This is a genomic window from Pelagicoccus enzymogenes (genome assembly GCF_014803405.1).
GTDB classification, from domain to species: Bacteria; Verrucomicrobiota; Verrucomicrobiia; order Opitutales; family Opitutaceae; genus Pelagicoccus; species Pelagicoccus enzymogenes.
The window spans coordinates 196,347-209,717 of record NZ_JACYFG010000007.1; the positions used below are offsets into that span (position 1 = coordinate 196,347).

Here is a 13,371-nt window from a genome sequence, read left to right on the forward strand (position 1 = left end):
ATCCGAAAATGAACTACACAGGCGCAGAAATACTCATCGCATTGCTCGAACGACAGGGCATCGAACGCATAGCCGGCATCCCCGGCGGAGCGAACCTCCCCATGTACGACGCCTTGTCGCGCAGCGGAAAGATTCGGCACATCCTCGCTCGCCACGAGCAAGGAGCCGGCTTTATTGCCCAGGGCCAAGCCCGAGTAACGGGGGAGGCGGCGGTCTTCTTCGCGACCTCGGGTCCGGGCGCGACCAACACCATTACCGCTTTGGCAGATGCGAAGCTGGACTCGATACCCGTGATTTGCATCACGGGACAGGTTCCCAAGAGCTTGATCGGCACGGACGCGTTCCAGGAGATCGATACCTTCGGCTTGAGTCTTCCCGTCACCAAGCACAGCTACTTCGCCCAATCTGCTGAAGAGCTGCTCCAAATCATTCCGGAAGCCTTTCGCGTAGCGAACTCCGGCCGTCCGGGGCCGGTTTTGATCGATATCCCGAAGGATGTGCAAATGGAGCGTATCCAAGTTGAGCGTTGGCCTGAACCGGGACGACGAGAGCTCGAGTCGGCGATCGAAGCCAAAGCCATCAGAGAAGCGGCAGCTATGATCGACGAAGCGGAACGCCCGATTATCTATCTCGGCGGCGGAGCTATTCACAGCGGAGCGGAAGCCCGCACCTTGGAGTTTGCGGAGCGTATCCATGCTCCCGTTACGACTACGTTGATGGGATTAGGTGCTTTTCCTGCCAGCCATCCGCAGTCTATCGGCATGCTCGGGATGCATGCGGCGCGGTACACCAACAAAGCTTTGGAAGAGTGCGACCTCTTGATCGCATTAGGCGCCCGTTTCGACGATCGAGCGACTGGCAAGGTCGCCCAGTTTTGTCCCAACGCCAAGATCGTCCACATCGACATCGACAACGCCGAGCTGCATAAGATCAAGACGGCCCATGTCGGGATCCAGGCAGACTTGAACGCCGCCTTGCAGGAACTGGCTCCCGCGACGCGAGCTCGTCGCCGGGAAGCTTGGATGGAACGAATCGCGGAGCTCAAACGTGACTTTCCCATGGAAATGCCGGATCGGGAGTCGCCGACCTCCGCCTACGGGATCATTCGGCAGACGCAGCGTATTTGCCCGCAGGATACGATTGTCACGACGGACGTCGGGCAGCACCAGATGCGGGCCGCCCAGGCCTTCGCGTTCGAGCAGCCGCGTCGTTGGTTGACCTCAGGCGGCTTGGGAACCATGGGCTTTGGACTGCCAGCGGCCATTGGCGCAGCCTTGGAGGCTCCGAAGCAGCGGGTCGTTTGCTTCTCCGGTGACGGCAGTTTGATGATGAATATCCAGGAGTTGGCTACGGCAGCTGAGGAAGGCGCGGACTTGAAGGTTGTTCTCTGCAACAACAACTCCTTGGGCTTGGTTCACCAACAGCAGACGTTGTTCTATGGGAAGAATATCTTCGCTTCGAACTTCAGTAGCCACCTCGACTTCTGCATGATCGCCCGCGGGTTTGGCGTTGGCGCTTACGACTTGGCGAAGACGGAAGACCCGCAAGCCCTCTTGGAAGAAGCCTTGAACGCGAAGGGGACTGTTTTGATCAACGTGCCCATCGACGTTACTCACAAGGTTTTCCCAATGGTTCCTCCAGGTGGAGCGAATTCGGAGGCCATTCACGAGCAGGTGGAACAAGAAGTCGCTATTTAAGATCGACGATTCCTGCAGCGCGGAACGCGCAGTTCGCGACCGCGTTGCAGGTTCGTTCGGGTGGACGTGCTGCAAAGCCTTTTCAGAATCGATTCATCAAAGGATTCAAAAATGTATCAAGAATGGAAGTACGACGAATACCGTCAGGTTGGAAAGGATTACACGCTGGCGGATGAGGTGGCGGTTTACGACTCCTCGCACGCTCAGTTTCGCAATGTTGACGCTGAAAACCGAGCCCTGCTAAAGAAGCTCGAATTGCCGTCGGGCGCTTCAATTGCTGACATCGGATGCGGCACCGGCGAGTTCGCCCTCGCCGCCGCGGGAGAAGGGCATTCGGTGGTCGCGGTAGACGTCTCGGCGAGCATGCTGGGACGCGCCAAGGAGAAAGCTGTAGAGAGAGGTGTCGAGCTGCGCTTTCAGCACGCGGGTTACCTCGATTTTCAGTTGCCAGCCAGAAGTCTGGATGCGGTGACGAGCAGCTTTTCCTTGCATCACCTGCCCGACTATTGGAAGGGCGTCGCGCTCGAGCGTGTGAGGCAATCCTTGAAACAAGGCGGTCGCTTTTTTCTGCGGGATGTGGTGATGTCGGATACGGGAGCGGCTGCATGTGTATCGCGATTTGTCGCCCAGCAGGAGGCCTTGGGAGGCGCCTTTTTGCGTGAGGACGCGATTGGTCATTTCCGCGAGGAGTTTTCCACCTACGACTGGATCATGCGAGGATTGCTCGAGCGCAGCGGGTTCAAGATAAGGGCTGTGGAAACGGTTTCCGGTATTGTCTCCGAATACCTTTGCGAGGTTTAGGTTTTTGCACGGTCGCCTCCTGATTATCGCGCCGCCAAGAGGCGAGGGTGGAGCATTTTCATTTTTATTGAATTTCGATCCTAAGCTTCACTGCGTAGTGAAGCGCTCGATTCGTTCTTCTAATTTAATAACGTAATGCGATATAAATATTGGCACGCGAAGAGGGACTGTTAGTCTTAGCCCCAGTATGGAAAGCGATGACAGGTCGAACCGATTGCGAACGCGTTGCTCCCACCTCGGTGGGCGCCCTGAAGGGAACGAGCCCTACGTGCCGCCGATTGTGCAGAGCACGCTTTTCAATTTGGGAAGCGCCGCCGATGCGGAGTCGATCTTCTCAGGGGAGCGTCCTGGCCATGCCTACACGCGTTTTGGGAATCCGACGGTGGAGAAGCTTGCGGAGGCGATAAGTTCCTTGGAAGGCGGTGGTGGAGCCCTAGTGACGAGCTCGGGCAATGCGGCGACGCTGTGCGCCGTCACGATTGCGATGTCGGGGCGTAGTGGAAAGTTGGTGACGCATCCGGACATCTATGGTGGTAGCCATGAATTGCTGGCCATCTTGTCGGAAACCTATGGCTTGCAAGTAGCGGTCGTGGATCCGAGCGAAGAAGCCAGCTGGTTGGATGCGGTGAGGAATGCAGGCGCAGTGCTGCTAGAAACGCCATCGAATCCGCTCATGCGTTTAATCGACTTGAAGGCCACCATCGAGGCTGCCCGCTCTAAGGCGGCACCAGTGATCGTGGACAATACGGTGGCGACACCTTTCAACCAGCAGCCTTTCCAGTTCGGTGCCGATTGGGTGGTACAATCAACGACAAAGTACCTCAATGGGCACTCTGACGTGGTGGGAGGTTGTCTGGTAAAGCGAGAAAAGCTGACGCCGCAAGATCGAAGGGTTCACAAGAACTTGGGTGGAACCGTGAATGCGATGGAGGCATGGCTGGTTCTGCGAGGGATGAGAACCTTTGCCTTGCGCATGGAGGCCCATAACCGAAACGGTCGGGCTATTGCTGACTGGCTTAGGGGACACCCAGCTGTATCCAAAGTGCATTACCCTGGCAACGGAGGGAAGAGACAAGCGGAGATTTTTGGCCGGCAGATGTCCGGCGGAAGCGGCTTTCTAGCTTTTGAGCTTTCAGGAGGCGGCGAAGCTGCAGACCGCTTCCTTGATCGCATGCAACTGATAACGCATGCGGTAAGCCTTGGTGGTATGGAAAGTTTGGCGACGCGGCCTGCCATGTCCAGTCATCGCGGAATGGATCCGGAGGCGAGGCGCTTGGCTGGCATTACCGATGGCTTGATTCGCCTCTCGGTGGGAACGGAAGCGCCCGAAGATTTGATCGCGGATTTGCAGCGTGCGTTGCCCGGCGGTACGGGGGCCTACCAGGCGAACGGGGGTAAATTCGAGGGAACCTGAAGTAGTTGATGCGTATTGAGCGTTGAGGGGAGGAAAGAGGATGGAATCGGAAATGGGAAATTCTGGGAAGAGAAGCGGTTCGTTGAACCGGAGAATCGCGAAGCGAGTCGAGGAGATTGAAGCCTTGTTGGCTGTCGAGTCATGGCTGCCTTTTAGTTTGAGGGGATTGTTGGCGACGGAGTTGCCTCAAATTCTGAAAACGGTAAGGGCTGGCGGTTCGATCTGGCGTCAGCGCGTTTCGAAGCAGTTGCTCGTGATATCTCTGGCTAGCTGGGTTTATGGGCCCAGCGCCCTTGAGTCGAAGACGATTTCGGGGATACAGGCTCTTGAGCTGGAGGTGAACGGCTCCGCTGCGCAGGAACGCGAACAGGACCCCTTCGGCGACGACAATTCGGAAAGAGACTAGGATCGCTGCCCTCCCTTAAAATTCGCTTTTGTGTTAAGCCTCTCCAATCACCGATTGAAATTTTTGTCGGGTGAGGCGGTTGGCCACCCTTGGATCATTTGTTAGCTCCTCGCTGGCGCTTATCCGCCGTGAGTCTGCCGTCAGCTTAGCGAGCTGCGTTCTCGGGTTTCAGTCTCACTTGCGTCAGCAGGCAAGCTATCGAAAAGGCGGATATCGCTGCGGATGCAGCAAGGATAGTTGGCGATTGCGGGAAGGTTGGCCACTGGGAGAGGGTGGCTAGTGGGACATAGAACAGCGAGAGTTCCCCGATCGCAAAGCTCAGAAGGTAGAGGACGAGCGCGACAGTGGTAAGTCCTGAACGACGTATCCACTTGTTGGAAACTCCCCATGCGAAAAGCGCTGGGGTAACGACTCCGAGAAAGACTAGGTGCAAAAAACCGATAGCGGCGTGTCGGTGGCTGGTCAAGGCGTCAAGCCCTGGAAGACTGCCTGCGAACTGGAATCCGAACTTCAGTATAAGACAGGCAAGAGCGATTCGAAGGAGCGCTCTTTCTTGTCTTGGAAAACGAGCGATGAAAGATGAATCCGATTTGTGGATACGAGAAAGAATAATGGCGCAGCCGACCAGCTGCAGGATCGCTCCAGTGAGAGAAGCTAGGTTCACTAGGTAGGAGAATTCAGTCCAGATCGCTGCCTGGGCAAGGGAAAGCAGGCAGCCTGCTGTGAGGTAGGGGTAAGCGGTGGCAAACGCGCTTTCCACCTTTCTGGAGCGTAGGAGGCTTACAACGGAAGCAAGCAGGAAGAAGACAAACCAGCCATTGTACTGGAAGTGCATGTAGAAGTAGATGGAAAGCGTGTACCAGGGCGAATCGCGCAGCTCAAAAGCTCCAAGGGGGCCCAAGGAAAGGGGCCCGACGCTGGAGAGGGCCATGAACAACAAGGCGGTTCGAAGGAATTTCTTCCCGAGCGTCGGCAGCTTGTTATCGTGAAAGATCTTCCACGCGAATACGAAACTGGTCGCCATGTGGAGAGTGGAGAAAGTGATGCTCCAGAGGGCGTATCCTTGGAAGGGGAAGCTGCAGAGCATTCCGAGGTTCGCGACTTGCAGCAGGTAGAAGATGATGCGGAAGCTGGCGATTTGCCTGTCGGTCGCGAGGTGCCGGATGGTAACGGCAAGGAGAGCGTTGAAGACCCAAGCAAGAAATGCGGTGTGGGAGTGGGCGTGCAGGAGGTAGCGATAGTCGATCTGAGCGATCGGATCCAGAATTTGCAGGCGAAGCACCACTCCGAGGCAGGCAGCGACAAGCAGGAATGTGAAACCGGTGGCGAAAGTGATACGGGCGAGGCTCTCGCGATCGAATGCTACGCTCATGGGGATTTTCAGAAGCGAGGAGCTTCCGACGCGGAATGAGGCGTGGGCGTGGAGAGGAAACGGAGATCGTCTCCTGTAGGTGATTCGTGGATACGCAAACCGAACTCGGGGAGGACAGCGAAGATGTGGTCGAAGATGTCTGATTGTATGTCCTCGTACTCGCCCCATTTGGTAGTGGCGGTGAAGGCGTAGACTTGCAGGGGGAGCCCATGGCTCGAAGGTTCAAGCTGCCTGACGAGGATGAGCATGTCTTGGGCGATTCGTGGATGGCTCTTGAGGTAGGATTTTAGGTAGCCGCGGAAGGTGCCGACATTAGTGAGTCGGCGTCCGTTCAAGGGGGAGGAAAGGTCAAGCGCGGCATCGGCGTTGGACTTTTCTAGCTCTGCGATCTTCTCCTCAAGGTAGGGGGCCAACAACTTCGCTTTGCGCAGTTGGAGCAGGTCCTCCTCGTTCAGAAACTTGATGCTGGTGGTGTTTATATGGATGCTGCGCTTGATGCGGCGTCCGCCCGACTCCGACATGCCGCGCCAGTTCTTGAAGGAATCGGAGATGAGGGCGTAGGTGGGAATGGTGGTGATGGTCTTGTCCCAGTTCTGCACTTTCACCGTGGTCAGACCGATGTCGATCACGTCTCCATCCGCTCCGTACTTTGGCATTTCGAGCCAGTCTCCCACCGAGAGCATATTGTTGGCGGAGAGCTGTATGCCGGCGACCAGGCCAAGTATCGGGTCTTTGAATACGAGCATGAGGACCGCGGAGAGGGCACCGAGGCCGCTGAGGAGAATGATCGGAGATTCCCCCATGAGGATCGATATTCCAACGATGACGATGATCACGCTGGCTACGATTTTCAGGGTCTGGGTGATGCCGCGCAGGGGGAAGTGTATGCGTTTGCCGCTCCTCTGAATAAAGCTCTCCAGAGCGTCGAGCAGGGCGTAGAAAGCGAGCAAGCCAAAGAGGAGCATCCAAAGCTGGAGGGCGGTGGTAAGGGCGTTTCCGACGAGAGAGGTCGGCGAAAGCCAGAGGCTGGCCTGGATGTGGGCCACGGCTCCTTGCAGCACGAACGCGATGCGGGAGAGTACGCCGTGTCCGTAGAGGGTTTTGCGCCAGGATTTGCGCTCGCGCGCCTTGGTCCGGTCGATGAGTTTCAGGGCGAAATGGTGCAGGAGCAGGTGCAGAACGACGGCTACGGTAGCGATCCAAGCGAGCGCGATGCCGTTGTAGAACACCCGTGCGTACTCGGGAGACTGGATATGCAGCCAGTTCAAAAGGGATTCTCGTATTTCAGTTCTGAAGGTATCCATTGGCTGATTGCTAGTGCAGCAGATGGAGGAAGAGCCTTGCGAGCAGAAAAGGAAATGGGTTTCGAGTGTTGCTGCCCGGTGAGCTTGCTGGGGCGTCTCGGGTCACTTACTGCTTGTTGCTTTGCAGGGTCGCTTCCTTGATCAAGCCGATCAGCTTGGGTCCGACAAGGCCGAGTTCGTCTTGGTGTACGCGGATGAGTTTGTTGAGGACGTTGAGGCCGCTCTCGGTCAAACGGATTTGCATGACGCGTCGGTCGTCCGGAGACACTTCTTTTTTCACCAGTCCGACGCTTTGCATGCGCCGCACCAAGCCGCCTGCCGAGTGGTGCTCGATTTGCATCCTCTCCGCGAGTTCCCCCACCGTGACCCAATCGCGCCCGGGAAAGCCGTGAATGGAGAGCATGGACTGGTATTGCTGAGGCGTGACGCCGTGCTCGATGGCAGCGTTTTCGCTGAAGCCGAGGAATCGCCGCAGCCGGTAGCGAAACTCCGACAGGAGTTCGTAGTCCTCTTTTATCAGTTGGGCGGCTTGTTTACGTTTCGGCATGTTGGAACGGAAGTTTTACGTGATGAAAGCGCTTTGTCTAAGCGAAAACGGAGCGAGGGCCGATGCGTTCCAGATGGGAACCTGTCTGATCTTGAAACAGCGTATTCGGATAATTGAGACATCCGCCCATCCGTTTGGGCTGGAGAGATTGTGATCCTGGCGATTAATTCAGGTTATAATGGAGCGGGGGCGGCGGGCTTTGCTTGTTTGATCGATGTCTTTCGCTAGCCTCCGGCAATTCTATATCGGAAGCGAATCATGGCAGATGTTAATAGGGCTAAGAAGCTGGTGTTGGGCGTGCAGCACGTGTTTGCGATGTTTGGCGCCACGGTGTTGATGCCGGCCCTGACGGGGATGGATCCGGGGGTGGCTTTGTTGGCAGCGGGCATCGGGACTTTTGTTTTTCATGGGGTGACTGGGGGGATCGTCCCGGTGTTCCTGGGGTCGAGTTTTGCGTTTATCGGAGCGATCAAGACGGTTGTGGGGGAGGACGGCAGCGGCTTGCCGAAAGCCTTGGGCGGGGTGATCTGCGCGGGGCTCTTTTACTTGCTCTTCTCCTTGGTAGTGAAGTTTGGCGGGGCAAAGCTGATGAAGCGCCTGTTCCCAGCAGTCGTGACGGGACCGGTGATCATGGTGATCGGTCTCTCGCTGGCTCCCATCGGGGTGGAAATGGCATCTTCCGACTGGCTGCTGTCGCTGGTGGCGATTTTCACCATCATCGCGGTGTCATGCTTCATGAAAGGCTTTTTCAAGCTGGTGCCAATTTTGATCGGAATACTGACGGGCTATTTGGTGGCGGCCATTCTGGGACGAGTCGACTACAGCGCGCTGCAGGCTTCCGGTGGCGTATTCATCGGGGCGGACAGCTTCGTGTTTCCAGTGTTTGACTGGACGGCGATTCTGGCGATCGCGCCCTTGGCGATCGTGACCTCGATGGAGCACATCGGTGACATCACCACGAATGGCGCTGTAGTGGGGAAGGATTTTTTCAAGAAGCCTGGATTGCATCGAACGCTGTTGGGGGACGGGCTTGCTACGGTGGCGTCGGGTTTGATTGGCGGCCCGCCGAATACGACCTATTCCGAGAATACGGGAGTCCTGGCCGTGACGAAGAACTACGACCCGGCGGTGTTGCGCCTGGCGGCGGCGATGGCGATTGGGCTAGGATTGTTCAGTCCAGTGGGGGCCTTTTTGAGAACGATACCGGTGCCGGTGATGGGAGGGGTGAGCTTCATTCTTTTTGGGATGATCGCTTCGGTCGGAATCCGAACCATCGCGAATGCTCAGCTGAACTTCAATCGCAGCCGAAACCTCATCATTGTCGCCTTGATTCTGGTTTGCGGTCTGGGTGGCGTGAAATTGCCGCTAGGCGAACTCGTGATCGAAGGCATAGGCTTGGCCGCGATGGTCGGGATGCTGGCGAACCTTGTCCTGCACCTTATTCTGCCGGACGATCCGAACGACGATTGATCTGAAGCATTTTCAATAGGAGACTCTGTCCATGAAGCGATTTCCCACACTTACGGTTTCCAACCATCCGCTAATCCAGCACAAGCTGAGCTACATTCGGGACAAGAGGACGTCCAAAAAAGTGTTCAAGGAACTGGTGGACGAAGTCGGGACTCTGCTTGCTTACGAAATCACCAAGAACCTGCCGGTACGAGCGGTGCGGGTCGAAACGCCCTTGGAGACGACGACTTGCAACGTGATCGATAGCGAGAATGTAGTGCTTGTTCCACTACTTAGAGCCGGATTAGGCATGGTGGATGGAGTGCGCAATCTGATACCGAACTGCGCGATCTGCCATCTAGGCTTGTATCGAGATCATGAAACGCACGAGCCGGTGACGTACTATTTTAAACCGATGCAGCGTCCCGAAAACCGCATGTTTATCATGGTAGATCCCATGTTGGCGACAGGAGGCTCCGCTATCGCGTCGGCTGACATGCTCAAGCAGAGCGGCGCGAAGGATATCAAGTTTATGTGCCTGGTGGCGGCTCCTGAAGGGGTCGAGGCTTTCCAGCATGCCCATCCGGATATCGAGATCTTTGCGGCGGCCTTGGACGACCGCTTGAACGACGACGCCTACATTCTGCCGGGATTGGGCGATGCGGGGGATCGCCTTTTTGGCACGACCTAAGTCGCTGCTAAGGACTCAAGCTAAAGAATGCAAAATCGATGAAAGACCTATTCAAGCTCAGGGAAAACAACACGACTGTCCGCACCGAGGTGATCGGGGGCGTCACGACTTTTTTGACGATGGCGTACATCATCATCGTCAATCCGCTGATACTGAGCGAGGCAGGCATGGACAAGCCGGCTCTGATCACGGCCACTTGCCTAGCGGCCTGTATCGGGACTTTGCTGGCTGGATTTTGGGCTAGGGTGCCGTTTGCCATGGCTCCTGGCATGGGCTTGAACGCGTTTTTTACCTACACTTTGGTGATGGGGCAGGGGCTCAATTGGCAGACGGCCCTCGGCGTGGTTTTCGTTTCCGGGGTGGCTTTTTTGATTCTAACCCTAGCGGGAATTCGCGAAAAGGTGGTGACGGCGATTCCCTTGGCCCTGCGTATCGCGACGGCGGCCGGTATCGGATTATTCATTACGTTTATTGGACTGAAGAACTTGGGGCTCGTGGTGGACAATCCTGCGACCTTGGTTTCGATCGGTGCTTTGACGCGTCCAGTTTTGATCGGCCTAGGAGCTTTGCTTTTGATCACGATCCTTGAGATAAAGAAAGTGAAGGGGTCGATCCTGATCGGCATCTTTTCCGCGACTGCGGCGGGGGCGCTTTTTGGCGACGTCCAACTAGATGCAGTATGGTCGGCTCCGCCGAGTTTGGCTCCGCTCGCCTTCCAGCTCGATATTCTGGGGGCCCTGCAGTGGGGATTGGCAGGGGCCATTTTCTCTTTCATGTTTGTGGACCTGTTCGATTCGATCGGCACGATCGTGGCCTGCTCCTATGAGGCGGGGCACGTCGAGAAGGACGGTTCGATCAAGCGGATCGACAAGGTGCTGGAAGCTGACTCGGTAGCGACAATCGTCGGCTCCCTCCTGGGAACGAGCACCACTACGACTTACATCGAATCTGCCTCGGGAATCGCCGACGGAGCCCGCACCGGGCTAGCTTCGGTGGTGACTGGCTTGCTGTTTCTCGTCGGACTCTTCTTTGCGCCTTTGATTGGTGCGGTCCCCGCGTTCGCGACCGCTCCTGCTTTGATCATCGTAGGTGTATTCATGTTTCGGAACATAAAGGAGATCCAGTTCTCGGAATTGAAGACTGCAGTTCCGGCGTTTTTGACCATGATCCTTATGCCCTTGACCTTCAGCATCGCGACGGGCCTGACGGTGGGGTTTCTCTCCTACATCCTGATAGCGGTCTTTTGCGGCGACTTGAAAAAGATATCCCCTGTGATGTGGGTGGTCGGAGCTCTGTCGGCAGTCAATATGGTGATCACGGTGGCCCACTAAGAAGCAATTAAACGCATCACTGCTTATGCCAGAACAAGGACTGACAAGAACGCTTCTCTCCAAGGAAGAAATTGCAAGTATCGTGGCCCGGCTCGGGCGCGAAATTACGGAGCACTACAAAGACTCTGACAATGAGCTGATCGTGGTTGGCTTGCTGCGCGGGTCGTTCGTTTTTATGGCGGACTTGGTGCGACAGATCAAGCGGCCCATGATCACGGACTTCATGACGATCTCCAGCTATGGGGATTCAACAACCAGTTCGGGCGACGTGAAAGTGGTGATGGATCTGGACGAGTCGATCACGGGGCGAGACGTTTTGCTGGTGGAGGACATCATCGATACGGGGAACACCTTCAGTAAGGTGGTCCGTATGTTGAAGGGGCGCAAACCGGCTTCGCTGCGTATCTGCACTCTCCTCAACAAGCCGTCGCGTCGTCAGGTCAAGGTGAAGATCGACTTTTGCGGGATCGATATACCCGACGAGTTCGTATGCGGCTACGGGCTAGATTATGCCCAAAAGTATCGAAACGTTCCCTACGTGGGGATCTACGGAGGACCGGTCGACTGAGACAACTTTCCATCAGTTAAGAAATGAAACGAACACTACTCACAGCGAGCGCTACAACTTTATTTGCGACCGTTGCCCTTGCGGGCGATGCGCTGCTTTGGCAGGACAACAGCCTCAGCCTTCTGGTTGGCGGCGGTTTCGAACTCGATCCTGATACGCAGCAAACGGTGACCGTCGAGCATGTTAGCGGTTGGTCTAAAGGAGATCTGTTTATCTTCGTGGATGGGATCAACTTCGACGGCGACGAGGATATCGGCGGCAAGGATACGGCCTACTATGGGGAGGTCTCGCCACGCTTCAACATAGGCAAAATTGTTGGGCAGGATTTTTCCGGCTCTCTGGTAAACGACCTCTATGTCGCTACGACTTGGGAGTTTGGCCAGAATTCGGACGACAATTTACTTGTCGGGCTCGGAGTCGACCTGAACCTGCCCGGGTTCGATTTTTTCCAATTGAACGGGTATCGAAGGTTCAATGACACTTCCAGCGATCTGGAGTCTTACCAGATCACGCCAGTTTGGAAGATAACCATTCCCGTGGGGGAGACGGAGCTTGTGTGCGACGGTTTTATTGACTGGGTCATTGGCGAAGGAACGGACCACTTGCACGTTTGCCCTCAGGTCAAATTGGATGTGGGAATGATGACCGGAATGGAGAAAGGCAAGTTGTACGCCGGAATCGAATACGACTACTGGAAGAACAAGTATGCCGTTCCAGATGGTGCCTTCGGTCTCGACTCGAATCAGTCGACTTTCAGCGGACTGCTGAAATTCCATTTCTAGCCCGGGGCCGGAAAAATTGCTTCCCTGCGAGGTTGCCGAGGAGTTTGCAGGGAAGCGGCATTGCGTGGCGGCTTTGGACGTAAGGCTCGCTACGCTAAGTTGCCCCGCTGCGATGGGCGCAAGTTTCCTTGGAGAGGCGGGGCTCCGCCTCGGTCCTAGCGAAGTTAGGCCAAGCGACACAGCGGCTATCTCCTCAGTAGTGAAATACGGAGTAGATAGGAATTTCAGGGAGCCTTTGCCGACCCTTGAGTTCGTCGAGTTCGATGAGAAAAAGTATTTCTTCGATGGATACGGAGAAGTTCTCTTTGATAAGCTTTAGGGTCGCTCCTAGGGTCCCGCCTGTGGCGAGCACGTCGTCAACGACGAGGATCTTCTGTCCCTTTTCGAAGGCGTCGCGGCTGATTTCCAGAACGCTTGAGCCGTATTCCAGTTCGTATTCCTGAGAGTGGGTTGCATGTGGAAGCTTGCCTTCCTTTCTCACGAGCACGGTTCCCGCTCCCAGGGCGTAGGCGAGGGCGGACGCGAGCACGAATCCACGCGCTTCGATGCCGACCACGACGTCGATCTTTTTGTTGGAGAAGCGTTCCTTGAGCTGATCGATAAGAGCCTTGAAGGCTTCTCCGTTTGCCAGAAGCGGAGTGAAGTCTCGGAATATGACCCCCGGCTTGGGAAAGTCCTTGGTGCTGCGAATGTATGATTCGATATTCATAGTAGGTGGCTGGGAAAACTCCGCATTCAGCGGAGCTTTCGAGAGTGTTCCAGCTTGCTCGCAATGTAAACGAGAAGCGTGCACCAGTTGTCCTCCCTAGTGCGAAATGGGACAAATCGAGCGAGCTTGCCAAGTTAGAGGCTTCGAATGGCTGCAGCGGAGATCTTAGCGGGAGGAGCGATAGGTGATCGTGCTGCGTATTCTGTCTTAAATGACTTATTGGCGAAACGCGGCTACGTCTCTCGATTTGTTAGGCGCGGGATTACGCTAGCTCGCCGCGATTTGCTGATGTATCGATCG

The 13,371-nt window shown here is 55.9% G+C and carries 13 protein-coding genes; 9 read left to right on the forward strand and 4 right to left on the reverse strand.

Features of this window, described 5'->3' with window-relative positions; translation table 11 throughout:
* The first annotated feature begins 8 nt into the window (after positions 1 to 8).
* From ilvB to IEN85_RS06815, 4 genes are all read left to right on the forward strand, one after another.
* A complete protein-coding gene (gene ilvB / locus IEN85_RS06800; protein WP_191616331.1) occupies positions 9 to 1,697 on the forward strand; it encodes an acetolactate synthase large subunit in 1,689 nt (562 codons plus the stop codon).
* A 111-nt stretch (positions 1,698 to 1,808) separates the two neighbouring features.
* Positions 1,809 to 2,498 carry a class I SAM-dependent methyltransferase gene (locus IEN85_RS06805; protein ID WP_191616332.1) on the forward strand — a complete coding sequence of 230 codons (690 nt, stop codon included), beginning with the start codon at positions 1,809 to 1,811 and terminating at the stop codon, positions 2,496 to 2,498.
* 187 nt (positions 2,499 to 2,685) lie between these two features.
* Positions 2,686 to 3,912 carry a trans-sulfuration enzyme family protein gene (locus tag IEN85_RS06810; protein WP_191616333.1) on the forward strand — a complete coding sequence of 409 codons (1,227 nt, stop codon included), beginning with the start codon at positions 2,686 to 2,688 and terminating at the stop codon, positions 3,910 to 3,912.
* 82 nt (positions 3,913 to 3,994) lie between these two features.
* Complete coding sequence (locus IEN85_RS06815) at positions 3,995 to 4,318, forward strand: hypothetical protein (RefSeq protein WP_191616334.1); 324 nt, start codon at positions 3,995 to 3,997, stop codon at positions 4,316 to 4,318.
* Positions 4,319 to 4,463: 145 nt separating this feature from the next.
* Here IEN85_RS06815 and IEN85_RS06820 read toward each other — a convergent pair whose 3' ends face one another.
* The 3 genes from IEN85_RS06820 to IEN85_RS06830 all read right to left on the reverse strand — a co-directional run bounded on the left by IEN85_RS06820 (position 4,464) and on the right by IEN85_RS06830 (position 7,541).
* Complete coding sequence (locus IEN85_RS06820) at positions 4,464 to 5,690, reverse strand: hypothetical protein (protein ID WP_191616335.1); 1,227 nt, start codon at positions 5,688 to 5,690, stop codon at positions 4,464 to 4,466.
* Between the two features lie 8 nt (positions 5,691 to 5,698).
* Entirely contained in the window at positions 5,699 to 6,994 is a 1,296-nt protein-coding gene (locus tag IEN85_RS06825) for a mechanosensitive ion channel family protein (RefSeq protein ID WP_191616336.1), read from the reverse strand.
* Positions 6,995 to 7,100: 106 nt separating this feature from the next.
* Complete coding sequence (locus tag IEN85_RS06830) at positions 7,101 to 7,541, reverse strand: MarR family winged helix-turn-helix transcriptional regulator (RefSeq protein WP_191616337.1); 441 nt, start codon at positions 7,539 to 7,541, stop codon at positions 7,101 to 7,103.
* Positions 7,542 to 7,799: 258 nt separating this feature from the next.
* Between IEN85_RS06830 and IEN85_RS06835 the strand changes: the two genes are divergently transcribed.
* The 5 genes from IEN85_RS06835 to IEN85_RS06855 are packed head-to-tail and all read left to right on the forward strand — an operon-like array spanning position 7,800 to position 12,362.
* Positions 7,800 to 9,011: a uracil-xanthine permease family protein gene (locus IEN85_RS06835; RefSeq protein ID WP_191616338.1), complete on the forward strand. Its 1,212-nt coding sequence runs from the start codon at positions 7,800 to 7,802 to the stop codon at positions 9,009 to 9,011.
* Positions 9,012 to 9,042: 31 nt separating this feature from the next.
* Positions 9,043 to 9,681, forward strand: a complete 639-nt coding sequence (gene upp, locus IEN85_RS06840; RefSeq protein ID WP_191616339.1) for a uracil phosphoribosyltransferase — start codon at positions 9,043 to 9,045, stop codon at positions 9,679 to 9,681.
* A 38-nt stretch (positions 9,682 to 9,719) separates the two neighbouring features.
* Entirely contained in the window at positions 9,720 to 11,012 is a 1,293-nt protein-coding gene (locus tag IEN85_RS06845; RefSeq protein WP_191616340.1) for an NCS2 family permease, read from the forward strand.
* Between the two features lie 25 nt (positions 11,013 to 11,037).
* Positions 11,038 to 11,580, forward strand: a complete 543-nt coding sequence (gene hpt / locus IEN85_RS06850) for a hypoxanthine phosphoribosyltransferase (RefSeq protein WP_191616341.1) — start codon at positions 11,038 to 11,040, stop codon at positions 11,578 to 11,580.
* 23 nt (positions 11,581 to 11,603) lie between these two features.
* On the forward strand, positions 11,604 to 12,362 hold the full coding sequence (locus IEN85_RS06855) for an outer membrane protein OmpK (protein ID WP_191616342.1): 759 nt from the start codon (positions 11,604 to 11,606) through the stop codon (positions 12,360 to 12,362).
* Between the two features lie 193 nt (positions 12,363 to 12,555).
* Here the strand turns inward: IEN85_RS06855 and IEN85_RS06860 are convergent, their stop codons facing one another.
* On the reverse strand, positions 12,556 to 13,071 hold the full coding sequence (locus tag IEN85_RS06860) for an adenine phosphoribosyltransferase (protein WP_191616343.1): 516 nt from the start codon (positions 13,069 to 13,071) through the stop codon (positions 12,556 to 12,558).
* Between the last annotated feature and the right edge of the window lie 300 nt (positions 13,072 to 13,371).

Excerpts from the sequence above, each read along its gene's own strand:
- ilvB (WP_191616331.1), top strand. The coding sequence starts at position 9 with ATGAACTACACAGGCGCAGAAATACTCATCGCATTGCTCGAACGACAG.
- IEN85_RS06805 (WP_191616332.1), top strand. The coding sequence starts at position 1,809 with ATGTATCAAGAATGGAAGTACGACGAATACCGTCAGGTTGGAAAGGAT.
- IEN85_RS06810 (WP_191616333.1), top strand. The coding sequence starts at position 2,686 with ATGGAAAGCGATGACAGGTCGAACCGATTGCGAACGCGTTGCTCCCAC.
- IEN85_RS06820 (WP_191616335.1), bottom strand. The coding sequence starts at position 5,690 with ATGAGCGTAGCATTCGATCGCGAGAGCCTCGCCCGTATCACTTTCGCC.
- IEN85_RS06825 (WP_191616336.1), bottom strand. The coding sequence starts at position 6,994 with ATGGATACCTTCAGAACTGAAATACGAGAATCCCTTTTGAACTGGCTG.
- IEN85_RS06830 (WP_191616337.1), bottom strand. The coding sequence starts at position 7,541 with ATGCCGAAACGTAAACAAGCCGCCCAACTGATAAAAGAGGACTACGAA.
- IEN85_RS06835 (WP_191616338.1), top strand. The coding sequence starts at position 7,800 with ATGGCAGATGTTAATAGGGCTAAGAAGCTGGTGTTGGGCGTGCAGCAC.
- upp (WP_191616339.1), top strand. The coding sequence starts at position 9,043 with ATGAAGCGATTTCCCACACTTACGGTTTCCAACCATCCGCTAATCCAG.
- IEN85_RS06845 (WP_191616340.1), top strand. The coding sequence starts at position 9,720 with ATGAAAGACCTATTCAAGCTCAGGGAAAACAACACGACTGTCCGCACC.
- hpt (WP_191616341.1), top strand. The coding sequence starts at position 11,038 with ATGCCAGAACAAGGACTGACAAGAACGCTTCTCTCCAAGGAAGAAATT.
- IEN85_RS06855 (WP_191616342.1), top strand. The coding sequence starts at position 11,604 with ATGAAACGAACACTACTCACAGCGAGCGCTACAACTTTATTTGCGACC.
- IEN85_RS06860 (WP_191616343.1), bottom strand. The coding sequence starts at position 13,071 with ATGAATATCGAATCATACATTCGCAGCACCAAGGACTTTCCCAAGCCG.